Here is a 21,383-nt window from a genome sequence, read left to right as displayed (position 1 = left end):
TGGGCACTTCCCCCGCCCGGCTGAACCCTCCCATGATCAAGGTGCCGCGTTGCGGATGACCGGGGTGTGGTCGTCCACGCCCATTTCCCAGCGCCGAACGATGATCTTGTAGGACGCCCCAAGGGCATCAGCCCCAGCGCCTTCCACCACCCCCAGCCATTGCCCATCATCGGCAAGGATCAGATCAGGCAACACCGTGAAGTGCCCAAGCAGCGTCACCACGCCTTCCCGATAGTCAGGGCCTGCCAACTCGCGCCAATGCAGCGTGCCGCGCGCGGACTCCATGAAGTCGAACGTGTGGGCCAAGGGCCGGTTGTGCGGCCCGCCCGTCGCCAGCTTGAACAACTGAAAAGGCCGATACAGGGGGCTGACCTTTGCGGCCCGGCGGAACGCCGCCTTGATCTGATCGCTATTCATAGGTCCGCCCATCCGCTTTACCCCAGCCCACCAGTTGCAAGGCGTTCTCCAGCGTCATGCCAGCGCCCACCAGCGTTCCAACGGCGCGCGCGCGGCCTGCCACGTCTGCACTCATCATGGAACCCGTGGACAGGGACGTGACACCGATCTTGGCAAGTTCGGGCACCCGCGCCGAAGTAAACCGTAGATGCACCCTTGCCCGTAGCGTCCCGCGCCGCCCGTGCCGACACCTGCGAGGAAAACATGGGGGCGAAGCCAGCCGATTTCAGGCGGTCGAACTCGGAAACCGCCGTGCCAGCCAGCAAGGAATCCATGAGCGTTTGCATCAGGATCGGTGCCCCGGCGATACGAACCTGCGACGGGTCCGACAGCTTGGCCGTCTCCATGATCTCCACCGCCCGCAACAGCAGCGCAGAGAAAGACGCCTTGGCGGTCAGTGCAGCGGTGCGGCCTGCGGTCAGCAGGGTATTCAGGCCCGCCGGTTGTTCATCCGCCCCAGTGCCTTGGAACACAGCCAAGTCGATACCTTGCCGAAGCACTTCCGACAGATCACGGCGCAGCATGGCCCCAAGGGCGGAGTTTTGCCGGATGGCTTGGCGCGTGATCAGGTAACGCCCGGTTGCCGTCTTGATGGTCGGGGTCTTGGTGGTGGTGGCAATGGCCGAAGCATCCGCGCCCGCACCTTCAGCCACCCACGACAGGGCACCGCCCGCCGTGATTTCGGGGAACACCGGCGAACCGGAAACCTGCATCGCACGCACGCCGAAGCGTTCCGCCGCAGAGGATTCAAAGAAGCGTTCCAGCGCGTTCATGGTCGGACGGGATGCAAGGTTGCCACCAAGGCCCGGTTGCGTGTCCGTTGCCACGTCCGCGCGCTGTTCCAAGGCTTCCCAAGGAAAGCGGGTGCCCTTCTGGCCTGCGCCGTGGCGGGTTTCGAGTTCGGCGCTCACTTCGGCCTCACGGCCCGTCAGCGGCTTGCTTTCGGTCAGAGATGCCAAGACAGCCGACAGATCAAACGAACGGCACTCGCGGTCAAAGTCGGTGCCTGCCTTGTCGGGTTCGGCAATCTGGGCACGTTCGGCACCTTCCACCAGCAGCGCGGCGCGAATTTCCACCTCTGCCGCTTCATAAGCATCGGCAAGGCTGCGCAGTTCGGCGCGGCCTTCATCGGAAAGCGTCTCGGTCTTCTGGATTGCGGCCATGCGTTCGCGGCGCTTGGACTGCGCAAGGGTTACGGTTTGGGATTTCAGCATAGTCAGTTCCTTTCGGGGGCTGGGGTTAATCCGATTGCGTCAAGGAACTTGTCGCGTCCGGGGACGTGTGAGCGGTTGTGGCCTTTGGGTGGTTTCTTCTCGCGCCCCGCCGCCCGTTCCCGGTTCGACTTGGCGGAATGGCAAGAGATGCAAAGGTATTGCAGGTTGCTGGGGTCAAAGACGCTAATACCCAGCATCCCGATTTCAGAACGCGGCACGATGTGGTCCACCTGCCCGCACAGCCCTAGGAACTGAAAGCAATGTTCGCAGCGCAGGCTTGCCCGATGCGCGACGAAGGGCCGGACGGTGTAGCGCCAGTGCTGGGAATTGATCGGGCGGGTATCGGTGCGCATCAAAGAATCTCCACTTCGTAGGTCGGGCGGACTTCATCCCGCGCCCGCAACAGCGCGGAACAGGCTAAGACAAGGGACTGCGCCACGTCGATACGGGCGTGCGGGTGCGATTTGGAAAGCTGGCAAGCGCCCGTGGTGGACACCTTCACGTCCGCCTCTGCCATGCTGCCTTCCAGCAAGAGGCTGCGCCGCATCTGGATTGCCCCGGCGATGAACAGACGGCGGGTGCTGCGAATGTCCGCATCGCCGTCCTTTGGCCCGGTGCCGCGATAGATCACCGGCCAAGCAAGCCGGGCGCGTGCCATCGCCGTTTCAAACTCGGCTTGGCGGTATCTGTCACAAGACACCGAACGCACCGGGTGCGGCCCGATCATGGCAATCAGCGCGGGCAGGAACTCTGCCAAGTCCGACACGCTGCCAGAGGTTTCAATCAACTCCCCAGCATCGGCACAGCGCGCCCACAGATCGCCCACCAGATCGCGCTTGCCGCGTTCCAACAGGTTCAAATCCGCGCCGGGGAAAGCCCCCAGCACCTTCACCACGCCGGACTGTTCATAGGAAACCGTCGCAGCGGTCATAGACGCCGAACCGCCAAGGTCTATCCCGATATGAACAGGTTCGCCGGGGATGGTCTGGGGGTCATCGCGGTAAGACTTGCGCAGCGTGTCATAGTCGATCAGCAATTCACGGCCCGGTGCGAGGGGCTTGTTCAACTGCCAAGCCTCAAACTCTGCCAGCGAACCGCTTTGCTGCGCCTTCTCATAGGCGTCTTCTAGGAAGCGCAGCGGCTTGATCGCACCAAGCCCGGACCCTAGGCCGGGGTTCGCCTTAGCCCAGATTTCAGGGTCGGACGCATCATCGCCCTTGTCGGCTGCATACAGCGTGACGTGGGTGCGCTTGTCGGGGCGGTCAATCAGTTCGTTGTAGGCCGGGCTGTCCCCACGGGTGCCGGTCAAGATCAGTTGCCCGTTGCGTGCTGACAGGGCGTCAAAGAATCCGGTGATCAGGTCCGCTTGGTTGGAGGTGATCAAGCCGCACTCGTCAATCACGGCAAGGTCAAGGTCCGCCCCGTGCCCCTGCGCCCGCGTGCCGGTGGAAAGCGTGAGTGTGGCATCCCCGATGAACAGAATCCCCGGCTTGGGGTCATGCCGCCTGCGCAGTTCCTTTTCGCGCCCGGCGGTTTCCAGAAGCGATTTGAGGGCAGCAGCAATGTAGCCCGCGTGCTTTTCGGATGGTGCCGCAACATCCCCGGTGAATCCGGGCAAATAGATCGGGCTATCTTCGCACATGCGGCCCAGCAACAGCGCGCCTAGAAGCGTGGACTTGCCCAGTTTGCGGGGGGTGCTGAAAATGCAGGTCCGCCAGAGGGGGCCATCCACCTCCACAGCAAGATACTGGCGCAAAAATGCCATTTGAAACGGATGCAGCGCAAACGGCTCACCGGCACCCATGCCAGAAGGGATTTTGAAGGTATGCCGCAGCCAATGCGCAAACCGCACCTCCACGGCGGGGCGGGTCCGATGCCGCACCGGGTGCGCTATGTCGTGTCCGCCGCCGTCCATTCCGCCACCTGTAGGGGGCGAGCGAGAGACTCCTTAGCCCACACCAGCCCCGTAAGTATCCTCTCCCATAGCTGCCCGGCAGGGTTCCCTTAGGGTCTATGGTCATGGGGGAAGGTATCAGGTGCAGGGTGAGGCAGGCAGGCGGTGCTGGCTTATGCTACATTACGCTTTGATCAGGGATAGGAAGATGTTCACTTCACCACTCGCAGGCGTTCACGCGGGGGCAGTGTTCGCACAAGCGCCGCCTTGAACGCCAGATACTCGACGGGGTAGCGCTCTTGGTAGTAGCGCGGCCATTCGGTCAGATCGTTCAGGAAGCACAGAGCAATATCCTTGGTGAAGCCCGTCTCAAGCATATACTGGAAGTAGTCCGCCCCAACCAGATCAGTAGCAGTCCAGACAACCTGTCCATTTCCATCGCGCTTGATTCTCGGCTTCTTAGCAGCGCGTTCTTCGGCGCAGGCCAATCCGTAGAGAAGGCCGATAAACAGGTCGCCCATCGGCTTTGTAACGGTAGTGGCTTTCTCGGTCATTGCATGATCCTTTTGCGTTCGCGGGGTTGCAGCTTCACTTCGGGCGCAGACAGAGCCGCCGCCTTGTCGATGACTCTTGCAAGGTCAGACTCTCGCCACCTTGTCAGGCCACCGATGCGCAAGGGCTTGGCTATCGTGCCGTCCTTCACCCGCCGCCAGAAGGTTGCACGGGAACAGCCCAACAGCGCAGCCGCCTCTGTATCGCGTATCAGTCTCAAGCTGTTGTCCATCAAGCCGCCCTCATTCAGTTGAAGCAACATGTGTATAGATGATTCAGCATGAGATTGATATGTGTTTCTTTTCAGCCACTTACCGAACCGGGGTGCGCTGGATTAGGCTGGGAACGCAATCAGTTATCGGAAGCAACTTCTTTCTTTGTGCCCTTTGCATAGGTAGACCATTGCACCATGAGTTCCCGCCGCCGGTCAAACAGATCAGATCGGGCATAGGCGCGTTCCACCGCATTGCCGACACTGTGCGCAAGTGCTGCCTCTGCAACCTCCCTATCTGCCCGTGCGCTTTCCCCGCACCAATCGCGGAACGTGCTGCGGAACCCGTGCGTGGTGAACCCCTCCACCTCCATGCGTTTGTATAGGGCGATGAACACCATATCTGACTGTTCCTTGGCGCGGCCATCCTTGCCCTTCTGGGAACTCGGAAAGATCAGTTCATCATCCAGCCCCCGCACCCGATCCAGCACGGCCAAGGCTTCGGGGGTCAGGGGGACGCGATGCACTTCCCGCGCCTTCATCCGTTCGGCGGGGATAGTCCAGACATTGCCCTGTATCTCTGACCACCGCGCGCCCCGCGCTTCACCAGACCGCACACAGGTGAGAATGATGAACTCAAGGCAGCGGGCCGACATGCCGTCGCGCTGATGCAGCACCTTGAGGAACGCGGGTAGATCAGGCCACGGCATAGCATCATAGTGCGCACCCGTGGCCTTCATAGTCGGAAGCGCCTTTTTCAGACCCAGCACAGGGTTTTCCCCGGCGAAGTGCCCTGCCCCCTTGGCCCAGTCGAAAACTGCCGCGATGCGCTGTTTGATCTTTTTCGCCGTGTCAGCCTTCACCGTCCAAATCGGTTGCAGCACCGACAACAGGTCCGCCGTGGTGACGCTCTGCAACTGCCGCGAACCGATATGGGGGAACACGTCATTCTCAAGCGACGAAAGCCACGTCTTGCCAAAGTGGGCATTTGTCCAAGTCGGCAACAGGTTCGTGTGAACCCGCCGGGCAGCGACTTCAAAGGTGAGGGTCTGCCGCTTGCGTTCACGGGCGGGGTCGCCACCTTCCCGCGCAACCTTGCGCAACTTGCGCGCCGCCTCTCTGGCCTCTGCCAACGTCACCAGATCAGCGGACCCACACCCCAAGTCTCGGCGCTTGCCATGAATGACTGTGCGCAGAATCCATGACTTTGCCCCGGTCGGACTGACATGCAGATACAGCCCGCCGCCGTCCGCATACATGCCCGCCTCTTTCGCCGCCTTAACTTTTCTGGCATCAAGGAAGTTCGTGCCAGACCGCTTTTTCGCCCGGTCTGTAGGGGGTTCGATACCCGACTCTCCACTTGCCATCATGCTTCCCAACATTTTCCCAAGGTCCAGCGAACCGGGTGCGTGAACAAACCGGCAAGGGCTATCCCATCACCGTTCCCATCATAGGGATTGCGCAACAGCTATACGAAATGAGACATGGTGAGGCAACATGAAACTGTAACCCATTGGGGATACAAGATAAAAATAGACAAAGTGAGACAAGGTGAGGCAGGTAAAATGTGGACCCTGGCTCCATCAATCTTCAAAGGTGATTAGATCGCGTTTAGCAGGCCGTCCTTTAGGGCGGCTTTCGCGTTTCTGAGAGGTTTGCAACAGTCTTGCACCATTGATGATCGGCACGTTTAGACGCGCAGACACCCCGCTGAGTTGCATAGTTTGCGCCAAAGCCCTGTCACATAAGCGATTTGTGCTGAACGGGAACAAAGTGGGCTGCACTTTGGGCGTTCCGTTCGATTATCCGATCCACCGCGAGCATATCCAGCCGTCTTTCAATAAGGGCCAGTGGGTTGAGAAGCGCAAGGCGGGGTGCGAGGCGTGGGATCGGCTTACCTGAAACAACACTGCGGTGGATGCCGTCACCGACGCGCGCGTTCAGGAACAGGCGGGCGAAGAAGTTGTTCTTCCCGAAAGGCGTTGACGCATAGACAATTCGACAGTTCAGCAAAGCTGCCTTGCACGGGCGAGCCGCAGCCGTGGCGGCGCGTCACCTTTTACGCGTGCGCCGCAACCGCTGATATCCCAACAACAGAGCCGATAGAGCCACTGCCACCAAGACGGTCGCAAGCAAACCAATGTGGCGGCCAAAGAACGGCAGTATGTCAACCGAATGGCCAAAGTGATAGGCAATCGTGGTCCAGAACCCCACCCACAGCGCCGCGCCGATCAGATTTGACAGCAGAAACACCAGCCAATGCATATTGGCAGTGCCCGCAACCAAGCCATTCATCTGGCGCAGCAAAACCACGAATCGCGCGGCAATCACCATCAGCGGACCATAGCGCGCGAAGATTGCCTCGACCCGCGCATAGCGGCTGTCGCTGATGCCAAACCGTGCACCGTAGCGCGTCACCACCGCCCGGCCATACCGACGGCCAATGAAGTAAGCAATGTTGTCGCCAAGCACAGCGCCACACAATGCCGCAATCACCACCGTCCAAATGCTGATCTTGCCTGCTCCGGCAAGGGTTGATGCCACAATCAATGCGCTTTCGCCGGGCAAAGGCAGGCCCAACGTTTCCAGTGTCAATGAGACGAACAGCGCCACAGCGCCAAAGTGGTGGATCAGGTTCATCACATGCCCGGCGATCCAATCCACCTCAATCTCCCCTATCCCAGCAAAAATACATATAGCCAGAGCATCTTGCAGAGAAATGCCGCCTGCGCATCTGAAAACATTCCGCCCCATCGCGGCAAAAAAATGCCCCGGCCGTTTCCAGCCGGGGCGGGTCCATGGCGCTTGGGTTCGCCTTAGACCGTAACGGATTGCCGCGTGGCGCCGCGGCGCGAGAACAGCCGGTCAATCAGTACGAAGAACACTGGCACGAACAGGATCGTCAGTGCCGTGCCTGTGATGGTGCCAAACAGCGTCGCATAGCCAATGGCCGTCCGCGCGCCCGCGCCCGCGCCCGAAGAGAGCACCAGCGGCACCACCCCCAAACCAAACGCCAGCGAGGTCATCAGGATCGGGCGGAAGCGCAGCCGGCTGGCCTCGATCACCGCCTGCACCGCAGTCTCGCCCATGCTTGCCATGCGTTCACGCGCGAATTCCACGATCATAATGCCGTTTTTACCGGTCAGACCCACCACCGTCAGCAGCCCAACCTGGAAGTAAACCCCGTTCGACTGCCCACCAATCAACGCCCCCAGCAGCGCGCCAAGCACACCGACAGGCATCGCAAGCAGCACCACAATCGGGATCGACCAGCTTTCATAAAGCGCCGCAAGGCACAAGAACACCGCCGCAAGCGCCAGACCATACAGCGCCATCGCCCCTGCACCGGCTTCTTTTTCCTCCAGCGACATGCCTGTCCATTCCAGATTGAACCCCGGTGGCAGTTTGGTCGCCAGCTGCTCCATCTCAGCAATCGCTGCACCCGAGGTAAAGCCCGGTGCGGCCGTGCCATCAATCCCCATCGACGGCAGCGCGTTGTAGCGCGTCACCTGTTGTGGTCCGTAAACCCATTCCTGCGTTGCAAAGGTCGAGAAATCAACGAAATCGCCGTTCACGTTCTGCACGCGCCACAAGGACAGATCCTCGGGGGTTGATCGCGCTGCCGGTTCCCCCTGCACGAACACCCGCTTGACGCGACCTTGATAGAGGAAGTCGTTGACATAGGCGCTTGACCAGATCGTATTCAGAAAAGTGCCCACATCCGCCGCCGTAACCCCGACCGCGCCCGCTTTGGCCCAGTCGATGTTCAGCCGAAACTGCGGCGCATCTTCCACACCGCTGGGTCGAACGCCCGTCAGCACTGGGCTTTGCGCCGCCATGCCAAGCAGCATGTTGCGGGCATCCAGCAGTTCTTGGTGAGTTTTGCCGCTGGTTGCTTGCAGATATGCGCTGAAGCCGTTTGAGGTGCCAAGCTCTGGCACAGCGGGGGGCGCAAACGGCACCACCATCGCCTCGTTGATGCCAAAGAACAGCGGACCAAACGCGCGCCCGGCAATCGCCGAGATCGACGAGTCAGCAGTGGTGCGTTCGCTCCAATCCTTCAGCTTGGTGAACAATAGTCCCATGTTCTGACCTTGCCCACCAAACGAGAAGCCACGCACCGAGAACACGGCATCAGTATTCGCAGCTTCACCGTTCATGTAGTAGTTCTCAACCTTGCGCAGCACCTTCTCGGTAGCACCAGCGGTTGCGCCCGACGGCAACTGGACAATGGTGATCAACGCGCCCTGATCCTCGTCGGGCAGGAAGGAAGTTGGTGTGCGTAGATACAGCGCGCCCATAGCCACAACGATGGCCGCATAAATCACCATCATCATCAGAGGCCACCCGGTGGCAAGACGCACAAGCCCGGTATAGCCATTGGTCAGGCGGCCAAAGTTTCGCTCAAACCAGTTTGAAAAGCTGCTGCCCAGTTTTGACAACACGCCTTGCCGCTTTTCGCCATGCGCATGCGGTTTCAGCATCGTCGCACACAGCGCTGGCGTGAAGATCAACGCCACCACCACCGAAAGCCCCATCGCCGAGACAATCGTGACGGCGAATTGCTTGTACATCTCGCCAGTAGCTCCGCCAAAGAACGCCATCGGCACGAACACGGCAGACACCACCATCGCAATGCCGACGAGCGCGCCTTGGATTTCATCCATCGACTTCTCGGTGGCCTCTTTTGGCCCCAAGCCCTCTTCCTGCATCACCCGCTCGACGTTTTCCACGACAACAATCGCGTCATCAACCAGAAGGCCAATCGCAAGCACCATCGCCAACATGGTCAGCGTGTTGATGGTGAAGCCCAGACTTGCCATGATGCCGAATGTGCCAAGCAGAACGACGGGAACCGCCAGGGTCGGGATCAGCGTGGCGCGGAAGTTGTGCAAGAACACCAAGATCACCAAAACCACCAAAACCATGGCTTCGATCAGTGTCTCAATCACCGCTTCGATGGACAGCAACACAAAGGGCGTGGTCTCATAGGGAACCACATAGGTCGTGTCGGCAGGGAAACTTTTCGACAGTTCTTCAATCTTGGCTTTCACCAGATCGGCAGTCTCGATCGCATTGGCACCCGAGGCCAGCTGGATCGCCATAGCCGCCGCAGGCTTGCCGTCATAAAAGCCCGAGATTTCGTAAGTTTCGGCGCCAAGTTCGGCCCGCGCGACGTCGCGCAGCAACACCAAACCGCCATCCGTATCGGCACGCAGCACGATACGCTCAAAATCCTCGGGGGTTTTCAGCAAGGACTGTGCGGTGATCGTGGCATTCAGCATCTGGCCTTCAGGGGCTGGCATCGAGCCAAAGCTGCCTGCTGAAATCTGCGCATTCTGCGCACCGATGGCCGCGATGATCGTGGCTGGCGACAGATCGTAATACTTCAGCTTCAGCGGGTCCAACCAGATCCGCATCGCATATTCCGAACCGAACACCTGCACTTTACCCACGCCCTCAACGCGAGACACCGGCTCGACAATGTTCGAGGCCAGATAATCCGCAAGGTCGATCGCGTTCTTGGTCCCTCCCTCCGAGACAAGGCCGACGATCATCAGAAAGCCTGTCGCAGATTTCTCAACCACAACGCCCTGGCGTGTCACCGTCTCCGGCAACCCCGCCTGCGCCTGCGCCAGCTTGTTCTGCACCTGCACCTGCGCGATGTCTGGATCGGTGCCGATCAGGAAAGTCAACGTGATCGAGATTTGTCCGGTCGAGGTGGTGGACGAATTGATGTAGCGCAGCCCGTCCAGACCGGTCATCTCTTTCTCGATGATCTGCACCACCGTATCGGCCGCCGTTTCAGCCGAGGCCCCCGGATAGCTTGCGCTGATCACGATCGAAGGTCCGGCAATCGCAGGATATTGCGAGATCGGCAGTCGCATCACTGAAAGCACGCCCACCGCCATCACGATGATCGCCAAAACCCATGCAAAGATGGGTCTATTGATAAAAAAGCGTGACATGGATCAGTTCCCCTCGGTCGCAGCTGCGGGCGCTGCCGCAGGCGCTGCACCAGCCGCAGGTGCCGCACTCGCCACTGGTTCTGGCGGCAAAATGGTCACATCCGCACCCGGTCCTGCCTTCTGAAAGCCAGCGGTTACGATCTGATCGCCGTCTTTGAGCCCAGAGGTCACCACCCAATCGCCGCCCGACGCACCCAGGATCGTCACCGGGCGCACCGCAATCTTGCCGCCCTCAGCAGTGCCTTCCACGACCCAAACATTGGCACTGCCGTTTTGATCGCGCATCACAGCGCTTTGAGAGACAAGAATTGCATTCTTTTCAGTGGTTTGTGGCAGCTCTACTTCGACATAAAGCCCCGGCAGCAAAATGAAATCCGGGTTGGCAAAGCTGATGCGCAGGGTGATCATCCCGGTGGTCGGCTCTACTTGCGGCTCTGCTGCCTTCAGCTTGCCTTTGTGACCAAACGGCGCACCGTTCGGCATGTACAGCGTCGCTTCGGCGCTTTTGATGAAATCGCGCATCTCGCCGGGGCTGGTCCACCGCAGCAGATCGCTGGCCGATTGCGTCACATCGACATAAATCGGGTCCAGCGTGCGGATCGTGGCCATCGCCCCGGCCTGCTGTGCCGCCACAAGCGATCCGGTATTGACCTGCGACAGACCGATTACACCCGTGACCGGCGCGCGAATGGTGGTGTGATCCAGATCAATTTCGGCGCTCAGCTCTTGCGCTTTCGCGGCTTGCAGGGCTGCCGCGGCGGCATCCCGCGCCGCAATCGCCTTGTCACGGTTGGCAGCCGAGCCCGCATTGGACGACAGCAGTTCTTCGGCGCGGTTTCCGTCCGACAGTGCGAGATTGTAATTGGCCTGCGCCTGCGCGACTGCGGCTTTCGCTGCGGCAACGGTGGCCGCGTAGATTGCATCGTCGATCTTGTAAAGCGGCGTGCCTGCTTCGATCCAAGCACCCTCTTCAAACAATTGCTCGCGGATCAGGCCAGATACCTGCGGACGCACCTCGGCCACGGTCGAGGCTTTGATCCGCCCCGGCAGCCGGGTGGTCAGGGTATATTCGCCAACTTTTGCCGCCATCACCGCCACTGCGGGCGGCGGCGGAGCCTGCTGTGCAAGCGATGCAACCGGCACCAGCCCCAGCGTAAGTGCCAATAAAGATGCACGCAAAGGTGCATGTCGGATATGATTTTGCATGAATTTAGCCCGTTCGCGGTTGAGGAGGTATCGATATTGGTCAGGTGGCCTGTGTGCAGGTGGCGGGCCTGCGGAAGATCGCCATTTGCTTATTTAAAAATCGGGTTCCCAGATCAGAAACCGAAAAACATTTTCCCGAGCGCAACCATTCACTCAGCAGACCGTTCATCGTGGCCATCAAAATCCCCGCCGTTTCTTCTGGCGAGAAATCCGGTGAAAGGCTGCCTTGCGCTTGGGCCTGATTGGTCAGCGCGGCAATGGTCATGAACATCTCGGCGTTGGTCTCGTTCATCCAGGCAATACTTTCCGGATCACAAGAATACGAGTTCATGATGATAAAGATACGCTGTTGGCGCTCGTCCTGTTCGAACCCTATCAGAACTTCTGCGGCAGTCTGCTGCAGAAATCCCAGCGGATCGTCATGGCCTTCTTCCGCCACCTTGCGGATCAACAGTTTCTGCGGCGGCTCGCAGCGGCTGTGCAGCGCGCGCAGCAGGTCGATCTTATCCTTGAAATGCCAATAAAGTGCCCCTCGGGTCACCCCGGCCTTGCGCGATATTTTCTCCAAAGCCGAGTTAGACACGCCCTGTTCACAGAACATTTGCTCTGCTGCGTCAAGGATGGCACAGCGGGTCTGCTCGGCATCCTCTTTACTTCTACGCACCCGAGTCTCCGTCTGTTTCAAACGCCTTTTACAAACATTCATGGATGTATGTAAAGTATCGGCGCGAAGTATTTGTCGCGACGATGAACCGCTTTTGCGCCACTACCGCTTGGCGCTTTTCCCTGCCAGCGCCTTCTGCCACAATGACATCGGGGCAAAGGAGACCCAAACCCTGTGAGTTCTGCCCGCCTTACCCCGCCTGTTGTGCCCGCCACATTCCGCGCACGATTCTCCGCCCTGCGCAACATCTGGCCGTTCCTGCTGCTGGTCTGGCAGGCCAGCCCAATGCTGCTCCTGATCTCAATGGCGCTGCGTCTGATCCGAGCGGTGCTGCCTGTCACCGCCCTTTGGATCGGCAAGTTGATCATCGACGAGGTGGTGCGGCTGTCTGCCCTGCCCGACCGCCCCGTTGATTTACCCGGCTGGTGGCAAAGTGACCTGTTGGGCCTGCTGATCGGATATGTTGTGGCCGAATTTGCGCTGGCAATCCTGTCTGATGTTCTGGGGCGCGTGGTTGGATTGGTGGACACGCTGTTATCGGATCGTTTGACGATGTCTTCCTCGATCCGGCTGATGGAGCACGCAGCGACGCTTGACCTTGAAGATTTCGAGAACGCCGACTTTCAGGACAAGCTGGAGCGCGCGCGTGTGCAAGCCAGCGGACGGATGTCGCTGATGGGGCTTTTGTTCACCCAGATGCAGAACCTTGTTACGGTCTCGACCTTCGCGGCGGGTCTTGTATTGTTCAATCCGTGGCTGATCCTATTGCTGGCCTTGGCCCTGATCCCAGCGTTTATTGGCGAAGCGCATTTCAACGCCCAAAGCTATTCGCTGGATTTCGGTCGCACGCCACAGCGCCGGGAACTTGACTATGTGCGCCAAACCGCCGCCAGCGTCGAATCCGCGAAAGAGGTCAAGATCTTTGGGCTGAACAGCTTCCTGACCAACCGCTACCGTGAACTTTCCGAAAGCTTTTACACCGCCAGCCGGGCGATCGCGCAGCGCCGTGCGATCTGGGGCGGGGTGCTGACAGCGCTTGGCACGCTGGGATATTATGCCGCCTATGGCTGGATCATTGCCAGCACCTTGGCAGGGGATCTCAGCCTTGGAGATCTGACATTTCTGTCGGGGTCTTTCCTGCGGTTGCGCAGCTTGCTTGAAGGTCTGCTGACCACTTTTTCCTCGACTGCAGCGCAGGCGCTGTATCTCGACGATCTGTTCAGCTTTTTTCAGGTAAAGCCGGAAATTCTGACCCAAGCCAACGCCCTGCCGTTTCCCAAACCGATCCGAACGGGCTTTGTGTTCGAGAATGTAGGCTTTCGCTATCCGGGCGCTGAACGCTGGGCAGTGCGCGGCATGAATTTCAGCCTGCATGCTGGCGAGACTTTGGCGCTTGTCGGCGAAAACGGTGCGGGCAAGACCACCTTGGTCAAACTGCTGGCACGGCTTTACGACCCGGATGAGGGCCGTATCACCTTGGATGGCCACGACCTGCGCAGCTATGATCTGGACGCCTTGCGTGGCGAGATGGGCGTGATCTTTCAGGACTTCATGCGCTACAATCTAAGTGCCGCCGACAATATCGCGGTGGGGCGCATTGAGGAACGCAACAACCGCCCCCGCATTATCGTCGCCGCCCAGCGCAGTATGGCCGATCAGGTGATCGAGCATCTGCCAGATCGCTATGATCAGATGATCGGCAAGCGCTTTCGCAATGGTGTCGAATTGTCAGGCGGTGAGTGGCAAAAGCTGGCGATAGCCCGCGCCTATATGCGCGGCGCAGAGGTGCTGATCCTAGACGAGCCGACAGCAGCGCTTGATGCGCGATCCGAGTTTGAAGTGTTTCAGCGTTTCAAGGAACTCAGCGCCGGGAAAACCGCCGTGCTGATTTCGCACCGGTTCAGCTCGGTGCGGATGGCTGACCGGATTCTGGTGCTGGCCGAGGGGCGGGTGGAATCCTCTGGCACCCATGATGAACTGCTGGCGCTGTCGGGCCGCTATGCCGAGCTGTTTGAACTGCAAGCCGCAGGCTATCGCTGACGCTAGGGATCAGCGGCAAACCACACAGGATTGCAGCTGATTCTGCACAAACCGCGCCGATGCAATCTTGATCAAAGCCCCAAAATCCGCGCTATTTGATCCAGAAACGGCAAAAAAGTATCATCGCATTGGCGAGGCTGTAGTAGCCTGCACGCATCCCCAGCGCTACCTTCAGCTATAGCCTCGGGAAAATAACCCATGGCGATGCGACGCAACCACCAAGGCCCAGAGTTTTGGATTTGCGCAGGGAGGAGACGCGGATGAAACCGGATCTAGAGGTCGTCCAGATTGGGCGCTCGGAATCTTTCAAGGCTTGGGCGCATGGCTATCCGTATCACACGGTGCGCTGGCATTTTCACCCGGAATACGAGATCCATCATGTGGTGGCGACCTCGGGCCATTACTTTGTCGGCGATTTCATTGGCAATTTTGAACCCGGCAATCTGGTGCTGACCGGGCCGAACCTGCCGCACAATTGGGTCAGCAATGTTGAACCCGGCGTGACCATTCCACTGCGCTGCCGTATCCTGCAATTCAGCGCCGAGTTTATCAGCGATGCGATGGCATTGCTGCCCGAACTGTCTGCCTGTGCCGATCTGCTAGAATCCAGCCGTCGCGGCGCGTTGTTCAGCCCCGCCACCGCAGAGCTGGCAGCCCCCCTGCTCGCCGAATTGGTGACAGCCCAAGGCATCCGCCGGATCGAGGTTTTCCTTGGCTTGCTGGGCGTGCTGTCGCGCGCCGAAGTCACCACTTTGACATCGACCAACTACCTGCCCGACCCTTCCGGCTTTATGTCCACTGGCATCAACGAGGCTTTGGCCTATATCAATGCCAACCTGACCGAGCCTTTCACCGAGGCAGATCTGGCAGAAATCGCGGGCCTCAGCGCCTCGGCTTTCTCGCGCAGCTTCAGGCGGCATACCGGGCAGGTCTTGGTGAAATACGTCAACCGCCTGCGGATCAATCTGGCCTGTCAGTTGCTGATGGGCAAGGACGAGATGAAGATCACCGATGTGTGCTTTTCGTCTGGTTTCAACAACATATCAAACTTTAACCGCCAGTTTCAGGCGCAAAAGGGCATGACGCCCTCGCGCTTCCGCGATCTGCTGGCGCAGAACCAACAAACGGCCCTCGCGGCCTAGACCATTCGGCCACAGATCAAACCCACGGGCAGGAGGAACCCCAAGGGAACGGTTTTTGGCGAAGACCCGGCTTGATCAGCAAAGCACAACGGCGGCAGATCCTACTGCCCTCGCATGATCTTTCTTTGCCTGATTTCAAACCGACCAACTCCGGCGGCTCTGACCAGTGCCGTCGCGATTTTTGATAAACGGTCAACATGGAGGACGACCAATGACACTTTCTGCATCGCGCGTAATGGGCGCTTTGGCGCTGTCTACCGCCTTGATTTCAGGCGCAGCTTTCGCGCAAACCGCGGGCACCGTGGCATTTCTGATGCCCGACCAAGCCTCGACCCGCTATGAACAGCACGACTTCCCCGGCTTTCAGGCCGAGATGACCAAGCTGTGCGCCGATTGCACCGTGATCTACCAAAACGCAACGGGCGACGCGAACCTGCAACAGCAGCAGTTCAACTCGGTGATCACCCAAGGCGCGAAAGTCATCGTGCTGGATCCGGTGGACAGCAGTGCAGCGGCCTCAATGGTCAGCCTTGCGCAAAGCCAAGGTATCAAAGTGATCGCATATGACCGTCCGATCCCGGACAAGCCCGCAGATTACTATGTGTCGTTTGATAACAAGGGCATCGGCAAGGCGATTGCAGAATCGTTGATGACGCATCTGAAAGATCTTGGCCTGCCCACCGACAAGGGCGGCGTGTTGCAGATCAACGGCTCGCCCACCGATGCGGCAGCCGGGCTGATCAAGGACGGCATTCATGAGGGTATTGCGGCTTCGGGCTACAAGACTTTGGCCGAGTTCGACACACCGGAATGGGCGCCGCCGAAAGCGCAGGAATGGGCAGCGGGACAAGTCACCCGTTTTGGCACAGATATCATCGGCGTCGTCGCGGCCAATGACGGCACGGGTGGCGGTGCAGTTGCGGCGTTCAAAGCAGCGGGCGTTGATCCGGTGCCGCCGGTGACCGGCAACGATGCGACCATCGCGGCGTTGCAGCTGATCATCGCGGGGGATCAATACAACACCATCTCGAAACCCTCTGAAATCGTCGCAGCGGCTGCGGCGCAAATCGCGGTGCAGTTCCTGAATGGCGAGACCCCGAAGGCCGAGATGAGCCTGTATGACACTCCGTCGCAACTGTTCGTCCCGGCGGTTGTCACCCGCGAAAACCTGAAGGCTGAAATCATCGACAAGGGCATCAACACCGCAGCCGAGCTGTGCGTTGATCGCTATGCCGCTGGTTGCGCGGAGCTTGGCATCAAGTAACGCGCCCTGCCGTCTGGGCCGCCCTCCCCGGCCCAGACGGTTTTTCTCGAACTTACAGGAGCCGCCATGTCGGACCGATCCCAAACCCGCAAAGCCCCCGGAGAGTTGTTGCTTTCCCTGCGTGGCATTTCCAAGAACTTCGGCGCGGTTTCAGCGCTGACGGATATTGATTTAGACATTCACGCGGGCGAGGTCGTGGCCTTGGTTGGCGATAACGGCGCGGGCAAATCAACCTTGGTCAAGGTGCTGGCCGGGGTGCATCAGGCGTCCTCTGGCAGCATTGAATTTCAGGGCAAGCCTGTGACAATGGCCAGCCCTGCGGCGGCGCTGCAACTGGGCATTGCCACTGTGTTCCAAGATTTGGCTTTGTGCGAAAATCTGGACGTGGTGGCGAACATCTTCTTAGGGCAGGAATTGAACCCGCTTCGCTTGGACGAAGTGGCGATGGAAGTGCGGGCCTGGACCCTGCTCAACGAACTCGCCGCGCGCATCCCTTCGGTGCGCGAACCGATTGCCTCATTGTCTGGCGGTCAGCGGCAGACCGTGGCGATTGCGCGGTCTTTGCTGTTGAACCCCAAGATCATCATGCTGGACGAACCCACCGCCGCCTTGGGCGTGGCGCAGACGGCCGAGGTGCTGAACCTTGTCGAACGGGTGCGCGACAAGGGTCTGGGCGTCATCATGATCAGCCACAATATGGAAGACGTGCGCGCTGTCGCTGACCGCATCGTGGTGCTGCGTCTGGGCCGCAACAATGGCGTGTTCACGCCGGATGCCAGCAATCAAGAACTTGTGGGCGCCATTACCGGGGCCACCGATAACGCCGTCTCGCGCCGGGCTGATCGCTTGCGTGAAGCCGCAGGAGAAGCGATATGAGCCAGCAATTAGATCGCGCCGACGCGCGCGTAAGCCATGCCACCGGGCTGTCCGGCACCATCAAAGCCTTTCTTGATCGCGTGAAATCCGGAGATCTGGGGTCGTTGCCCGTGGTCGTAGGTTTGGCGATCATCTGGACAGTCTTCACCGTGCTGAACCCGATCTTTCTGTCGCCAAACAACCTCGTGAACCTGCTGTTTGATTGCTCGACCACCGGAGTCATCGCCCTTGGCATCGTTTGCGTGCTGATGCTGGGCGAGATTGACCTGTCGGTCGGCTCGATGAGCGGCGTAGGCTCGGCCATGATCGGGGTGCTCTGGGTCAACCAAGGCGTGCCTTTGCCAGTCGCCATCGGCACCGCCGTGGCTTTGGGCGCACTGATTGGCGCCGTCTATGCCACATTGCGCAACCGCCTTGGCATGCCGAGTTTCGTGTCCACCCTGTCGGGCCTGCTCGCCCTGCTTGGCTTGCAGCTTTACATGCTGGGTGCGACAGGGTCGATCAACCTGCCCTATGGCTCGAAAATGGTCGAGTTCGGTCAGTTGATGATCCTGCCCGCTTGGATGTCTTACACTTTGGCATTGATCCCCGGTATTGTGATGCTGGTGGTGGGGCGTTCGACCAATGCGCGCCGCCGTGCCGCAAACCTATCGGCAGGTTCGTCCACGGGGTTGATCCTGAAGGCCGTTTTTACCACCATCGCTTTGCTGGCCATCGTGTTCTACCTGTCGCTTGGTCGCGGCGTGCCGTGGATGTTTGCGTTGTTCGTCGCGCTGGTTCTGGCGATGAATTACGCATTGACCCGCACCCAATGGGGCCGATCAATGAAAGCCGTGGGCGGCAATGCCGAAGCGGCACGGCGCGCGGGCATCAATGTGCGCGGCATTTATATCAGCGCGTTCATGCTATGCTCGGCTCTGGCCGCGTTGGGCGGGGTTTTGTCCGCCGCACGGCTTGCCTCATCCAGCCAACAAGCTGGCACCGGGGACGTCAACCTGAACGCCATCGCGGCGGCAGTGATCGGTGGCACCAGCCTGTTCGGGGGCCGTGGCACCGCGTTCTCGGCACTGCTGGGCATCATCGTCATCCAGTCGATTGCCAACGGGCTGACGCTTTTGAACCTGAACTCCAGCTTGCGCTACATGATCACCGGGGCGGTTCTGGCCATCGCCGTGATCGTTGACAGCCTTGCCCGCCAAAGCCGCGCTTCGCATGGTCGCGGCTAAATCTAGGGCCAAGCCTGTCGCGCAGCAGTCAAGGCGCAGAAAATTGGGCCGGGCATTTGTCCGGCCCGACATCCTCAAGGAATAGAATGATGTCCAGTGAATTGAACGGAAAAGTCGCAGCCGTTACCGGGGCCGCTTCGGGGATCGGGTTGGAATGTGCCAAATCGATGCTGATCGCCGGCGCAAAAGTGGTTCTGATCGACCGGGCCGAGGATAAGCTGGCCGCCCTGTGTGCCGAGCTTGGCCCCAACGCCATCCCTTTGGTGATTGATCTGACCAGCCCAGCCAGTGTGGCCAAGATGATGCCGCAAATCCTGAGCAAAGCCGGGCAGTTGGACATCTTCCACGCCAATGCCGGGTCTTATGTCGGCGGCGATGTGGTGACGGGCGATCCTGATGTCTGGGACCGCATGCTGAACCTGAATATCAACGCCTCGTTCCGTGCCATTCAAGCCGTGTTGCCGCATATGGTCGAACGTCAGACGGGCGATATCATCATGACCTCATCCATCGCGGGCATCGTCCCGGTGGTGTGGGAGCCGATCTACACCGCGTCAAAATTCGCGGTTCAAGCCTTTGTGCATACCGTGCGGCGGCAAATCGCCAAGCACGGCATCCGCATCGGCGCGGTTTGCCCCGGCCCGGTTGTTACCGCCTTGCTGGATGATTGGCCGAAGGCGAAAATGGATGAGGCCCTCGCCAACGGAAGCCTGATGATGCCGAAAGAAGTCGCCGATGCGGTCTTGTTCATGCTGACGCGACCGCGCAATGTGACGATCCGGGATCTGGTGATCCTGCCCAATTCGGTGGACCTGTAGCATGTATCTGATCGGCATTGACGTAGGCACGGGCAGCGCACGCGCCGGAGTATTCGACGGCGCGGGCGTGATGCTGGCCTCGGCCAAAGCCGATGTAACGATGTGGCGCGAGGCAGGCGCGATTGTCGAGCAATCTTCAGATCAGATCTGGCAGGCCGTCTGTCAATCAGTCCGCGCGGCAGTGCTGGCCGCGGGCGTTGATCCTGCCGATGTAGCTGGCATCGGTTTTGACGCCACTTGCTCGCTGGTGGTTCTGGGTGCAGGGGGCAAACCGCTGGCAGTTGGGCCATCGGAAGACCCTGCACGCAACATCATCGTCTGGATGGATCACCGCGCGGTGGACCAGGCCGAGCGGATCAACGCGACGGGCCACGACGTGCTGAAATACGTCGGCGGCGTGATCTCACCCGAGATGGAGACGCCCAAGCTGTTATGGCTGCGCGAAAACCGCCCTCAAGTGTTCGATCAAGCCGAGGCGTTCTTTGATCTGGCCGATTATCTGACATGGCGTGCCTCGGGCAGTCTTGCGCGCTCCACCTGCACCGTCACTTGCAAATGGACCTACCTCGCGCATGAGGCACGCTGGGATGCCAGCTATTTCCATCAAATCGGCCTTGGCATTCTGGCAGATCAAGGCTTCTCCCGCATCGGCACTGACATGGTCGAACCCGGCACGGCCTTGGCGAATGGCCTGACCGCCGCCGCAGCCGCCGACCTTGGCCTGCGCCCCGGCACGCCCGTAGCCGCAGGTCTGATCGACGCCCATGCAGGCGGCATCGGCACCGTCGGCGCGATGGGCGATGATGCGACCCAGAATATGGCCTATGTCTTTGGCACCTCATCCTGCACCATGACCACCACCGCGCAGCCGCAATTCGTGCCCGGCGTCTGGGGGCCGTATTTCTCGGCGATGCTGCCGAACATGTGGTTGAACGAGGGCGGCCAATCCGCCGCAGGAGCTGCCATCGACCATCTGCTGAAACTGCACCCCGCGCATCACGAGGCCAAAGCCGCCGCCGACGCCGCGGGCCTGCCGCTGCCAGTATGGCTGGCCAATCTTGCCGCAGATAAATCGCCCGACGTTTCTGATGCCATAGATCTTGCGGAAGGCCTGCATGTCGTGCCCGAATTCCTCGGCAACCGTGCGCCCTTCGCCGACCCCCACGCCCGCGCGCTCATCGCAGGCTTGGGGATGGAGACTGATCTTGCCAGCCTGCTTGCCCTCTACATCGCGGGCCTCAGTGGCATCGGCTATGGACTTCGCCAGATCATCGACACCCAAGCCGCCAACGGCGCGCCGATCCAACGCCTTGCGATCAGCGGCGGCGCCGGGCAGCACGATCTTGTCCGGCAAATTCTGGCCGATGCAACGGGCGTGCCGGTGATCACGACCGAAGCCGAAGAGCCTGTGCTGCTTGGCTCTGCAATCCTCGCGGCTGTTGCAGCGGCGCAATACCCCGACATCGCGCGGGCGATGGCCGCGATGTCCCGCCCAAGCCGCAGCTTCCTCCCCGCAACGGCATCCCATTCCGAAACCCATGCGGACAGATATGCGGCCTTCCAAGCCTTGCAACACGCCGCGCGGCAAATCCGCCAAAAGGCGCGCTGATTTAGATGTAAGGGGCGCAGGTTTTGGGGCCTAAGCTGGCAGCACCCGGCCAAAGCCTGCCCCAACCACCCCTTCTGCAACTCTGCCCAGCCCGCAATCGCCGACCATCCACAGCGCCCCGCAAAAGCGCCGGGTAGGTCGTGGCGTCGCACCACTCGTCAAATTGACGAAAATCGTGCCCAAATCGCGGATTTCTTTGCAGATAGGGTTGAACCCCCCCACGTTTCCGCTTCATTTAACGC

At 60.0% G+C, this 21,383-nt stretch carries 18 protein-coding genes; 7 read left to right on the top strand and 11 right to left on the bottom strand.

What is annotated here, in order from left to right; translation table 11 throughout:
* Window positions 1-36: 36 nt before the first annotated feature.
* The 11 genes from QQJ98_RS15525 to QQJ98_RS15475 form a co-directional block, all read right to left on the bottom strand.
* The gene (locus QQJ98_RS15525) at window positions 37-417 is read right to left on the bottom strand and encodes a hypothetical protein (RefSeq protein WP_284326271.1); all 381 of its coding nucleotides are present in this window, start codon (window positions 415-417) and stop codon (window positions 37-39) included.
* Window positions 418-434: 17 nt separating this feature from the next.
* Window positions 435-1,670, bottom strand: coding sequence for a phage major capsid family protein (locus QQJ98_RS15520; protein ID WP_284326270.1), 1,236 nt, complete (start codon window positions 1,668-1,670; stop codon window positions 435-437).
* A gap of 2 nt (window positions 1,671-1,672) precedes the next feature.
* Entirely contained in the window at window positions 1,673-2,023 is a 351-nt protein-coding gene (locus tag QQJ98_RS15515) for an HNH endonuclease (protein ID WP_284326269.1), read from the bottom strand.
* Entirely contained in the window at window positions 2,023-3,585 is a 1,563-nt protein-coding gene (locus QQJ98_RS15510; RefSeq protein WP_284326268.1) for a terminase TerL endonuclease subunit, read from the bottom strand. The genes QQJ98_RS15515 and QQJ98_RS15510 overlap by 1 nt, the downstream gene beginning before the upstream one ends.
* 191 nt (window positions 3,586-3,776) lie before the next feature.
* Window positions 3,777-4,118, bottom strand: coding sequence for a hypothetical protein (locus tag QQJ98_RS15505; RefSeq protein WP_284326267.1), 342 nt, complete (start codon window positions 4,116-4,118; stop codon window positions 3,777-3,779).
* Entirely contained in the window at window positions 4,115-4,348 is a 234-nt protein-coding gene (locus QQJ98_RS15500) for a helix-turn-helix transcriptional regulator (RefSeq protein ID WP_284326593.1), read from the bottom strand. The genes QQJ98_RS15505 and QQJ98_RS15500 overlap by 4 nt, the downstream gene beginning before the upstream one ends.
* 119 nt (window positions 4,349-4,467) lie before the next feature.
* On the bottom strand, window positions 4,468-5,694 hold the full coding sequence (locus tag QQJ98_RS15495; protein ID WP_284326266.1) for a tyrosine-type recombinase/integrase: 1,227 nt from the start codon (window positions 5,692-5,694) through the stop codon (window positions 4,468-4,470).
* Between the two features lie 685 nt (window positions 5,695-6,379).
* Entirely contained in the window at window positions 6,380-6,991 is a 612-nt protein-coding gene (locus QQJ98_RS15490; RefSeq protein ID WP_284326265.1) for a DedA family protein, read from the bottom strand.
* 152 nt (window positions 6,992-7,143) lie between these two features.
* A complete protein-coding gene (locus QQJ98_RS15485; protein ID WP_284326264.1) occupies window positions 7,144-10,296 on the bottom strand; it encodes an efflux RND transporter permease subunit in 3,153 nt (1,050 codons plus the stop codon).
* Window positions 10,297-10,299: 3 nt separating this feature from the next.
* Complete coding sequence (locus QQJ98_RS15480; RefSeq protein WP_284326263.1) at window positions 10,300-11,502, bottom strand: efflux RND transporter periplasmic adaptor subunit; 1,203 nt, start codon at window positions 11,500-11,502, stop codon at window positions 10,300-10,302.
* Window positions 11,503-11,542: 40 nt separating this feature from the next.
* Window positions 11,543-12,187, bottom strand: coding sequence for a TetR family transcriptional regulator (locus QQJ98_RS15475; protein ID WP_284326262.1), 645 nt, complete (start codon window positions 12,185-12,187; stop codon window positions 11,543-11,545).
* Window positions 12,188-12,340: 153 nt separating this feature from the next.
* On the opposite strand from QQJ98_RS15475, the gene QQJ98_RS15470 reads away from it, so the two are divergent.
* The 7 genes from QQJ98_RS15470 (at window position 12,341) to QQJ98_RS15440 (ending at window position 21,141) form a co-directional block, all read left to right on the top strand.
* Complete coding sequence (locus QQJ98_RS15470; protein ID WP_284326261.1) at window positions 12,341-14,206, top strand: ABC transporter ATP-binding protein; 1,866 nt, start codon at window positions 12,341-12,343, stop codon at window positions 14,204-14,206.
* Window positions 14,207-14,466: 260 nt separating this feature from the next.
* Window positions 14,467-15,348 carry an AraC family transcriptional regulator gene (locus tag QQJ98_RS15465; RefSeq protein ID WP_284326260.1) on the top strand — a complete coding sequence of 294 codons (882 nt, stop codon included), beginning with the start codon at window positions 14,467-14,469 and terminating at the stop codon, window positions 15,346-15,348.
* 211 nt (window positions 15,349-15,559) lie between these two features.
* Window positions 15,560-16,612: an ABC transporter substrate-binding protein gene (locus QQJ98_RS15460; RefSeq protein ID WP_284326259.1), complete on the top strand. Its 1,053-nt coding sequence runs from the start codon at window positions 15,560-15,562 to the stop codon at window positions 16,610-16,612.
* Window positions 16,613-16,678: 66 nt separating this feature from the next.
* Window positions 16,679-17,488: an ATP-binding cassette domain-containing protein gene (locus tag QQJ98_RS15455; RefSeq protein ID WP_284326258.1), complete on the top strand. Its 810-nt coding sequence runs from the start codon at window positions 16,679-16,681 to the stop codon at window positions 17,486-17,488.
* On the top strand, window positions 17,485-18,714 hold the full coding sequence (locus QQJ98_RS15450; RefSeq protein WP_284326257.1) for a sugar ABC transporter permease: 1,230 nt from the start codon (window positions 17,485-17,487) through the stop codon (window positions 18,712-18,714). Before QQJ98_RS15455 ends, QQJ98_RS15450 begins: the two co-directional genes overlap by 4 nt.
* A gap of 89 nt (window positions 18,715-18,803) precedes the next feature.
* Window positions 18,804-19,532 carry an SDR family oxidoreductase gene (locus QQJ98_RS15445; RefSeq protein ID WP_284326256.1) on the top strand — a complete coding sequence of 243 codons (729 nt, stop codon included), beginning with the start codon at window positions 18,804-18,806 and terminating at the stop codon, window positions 19,530-19,532.
* A 1-nt stretch (window position 19,533) separates the two neighbouring features.
* A complete protein-coding gene (locus tag QQJ98_RS15440; protein ID WP_284326255.1) occupies window positions 19,534-21,141 on the top strand; it encodes an FGGY-family carbohydrate kinase in 1,608 nt (535 codons plus the stop codon).
* The last annotated feature ends 242 nt before the right edge of the window (window positions 21,142-21,383 follow it).

The organism is Cypionkella aquatica (assembly GCF_030161095.1).
GTDB lineage: Bacteria > Pseudomonadota > Alphaproteobacteria > Rhodobacterales > Rhodobacteraceae > Cypionkella > Cypionkella aquatica.
The sequence above is the reverse complement of the archived record's forward strand: the minus strand, read 5'-3'. Positions and strand labels throughout refer to the sequence as shown.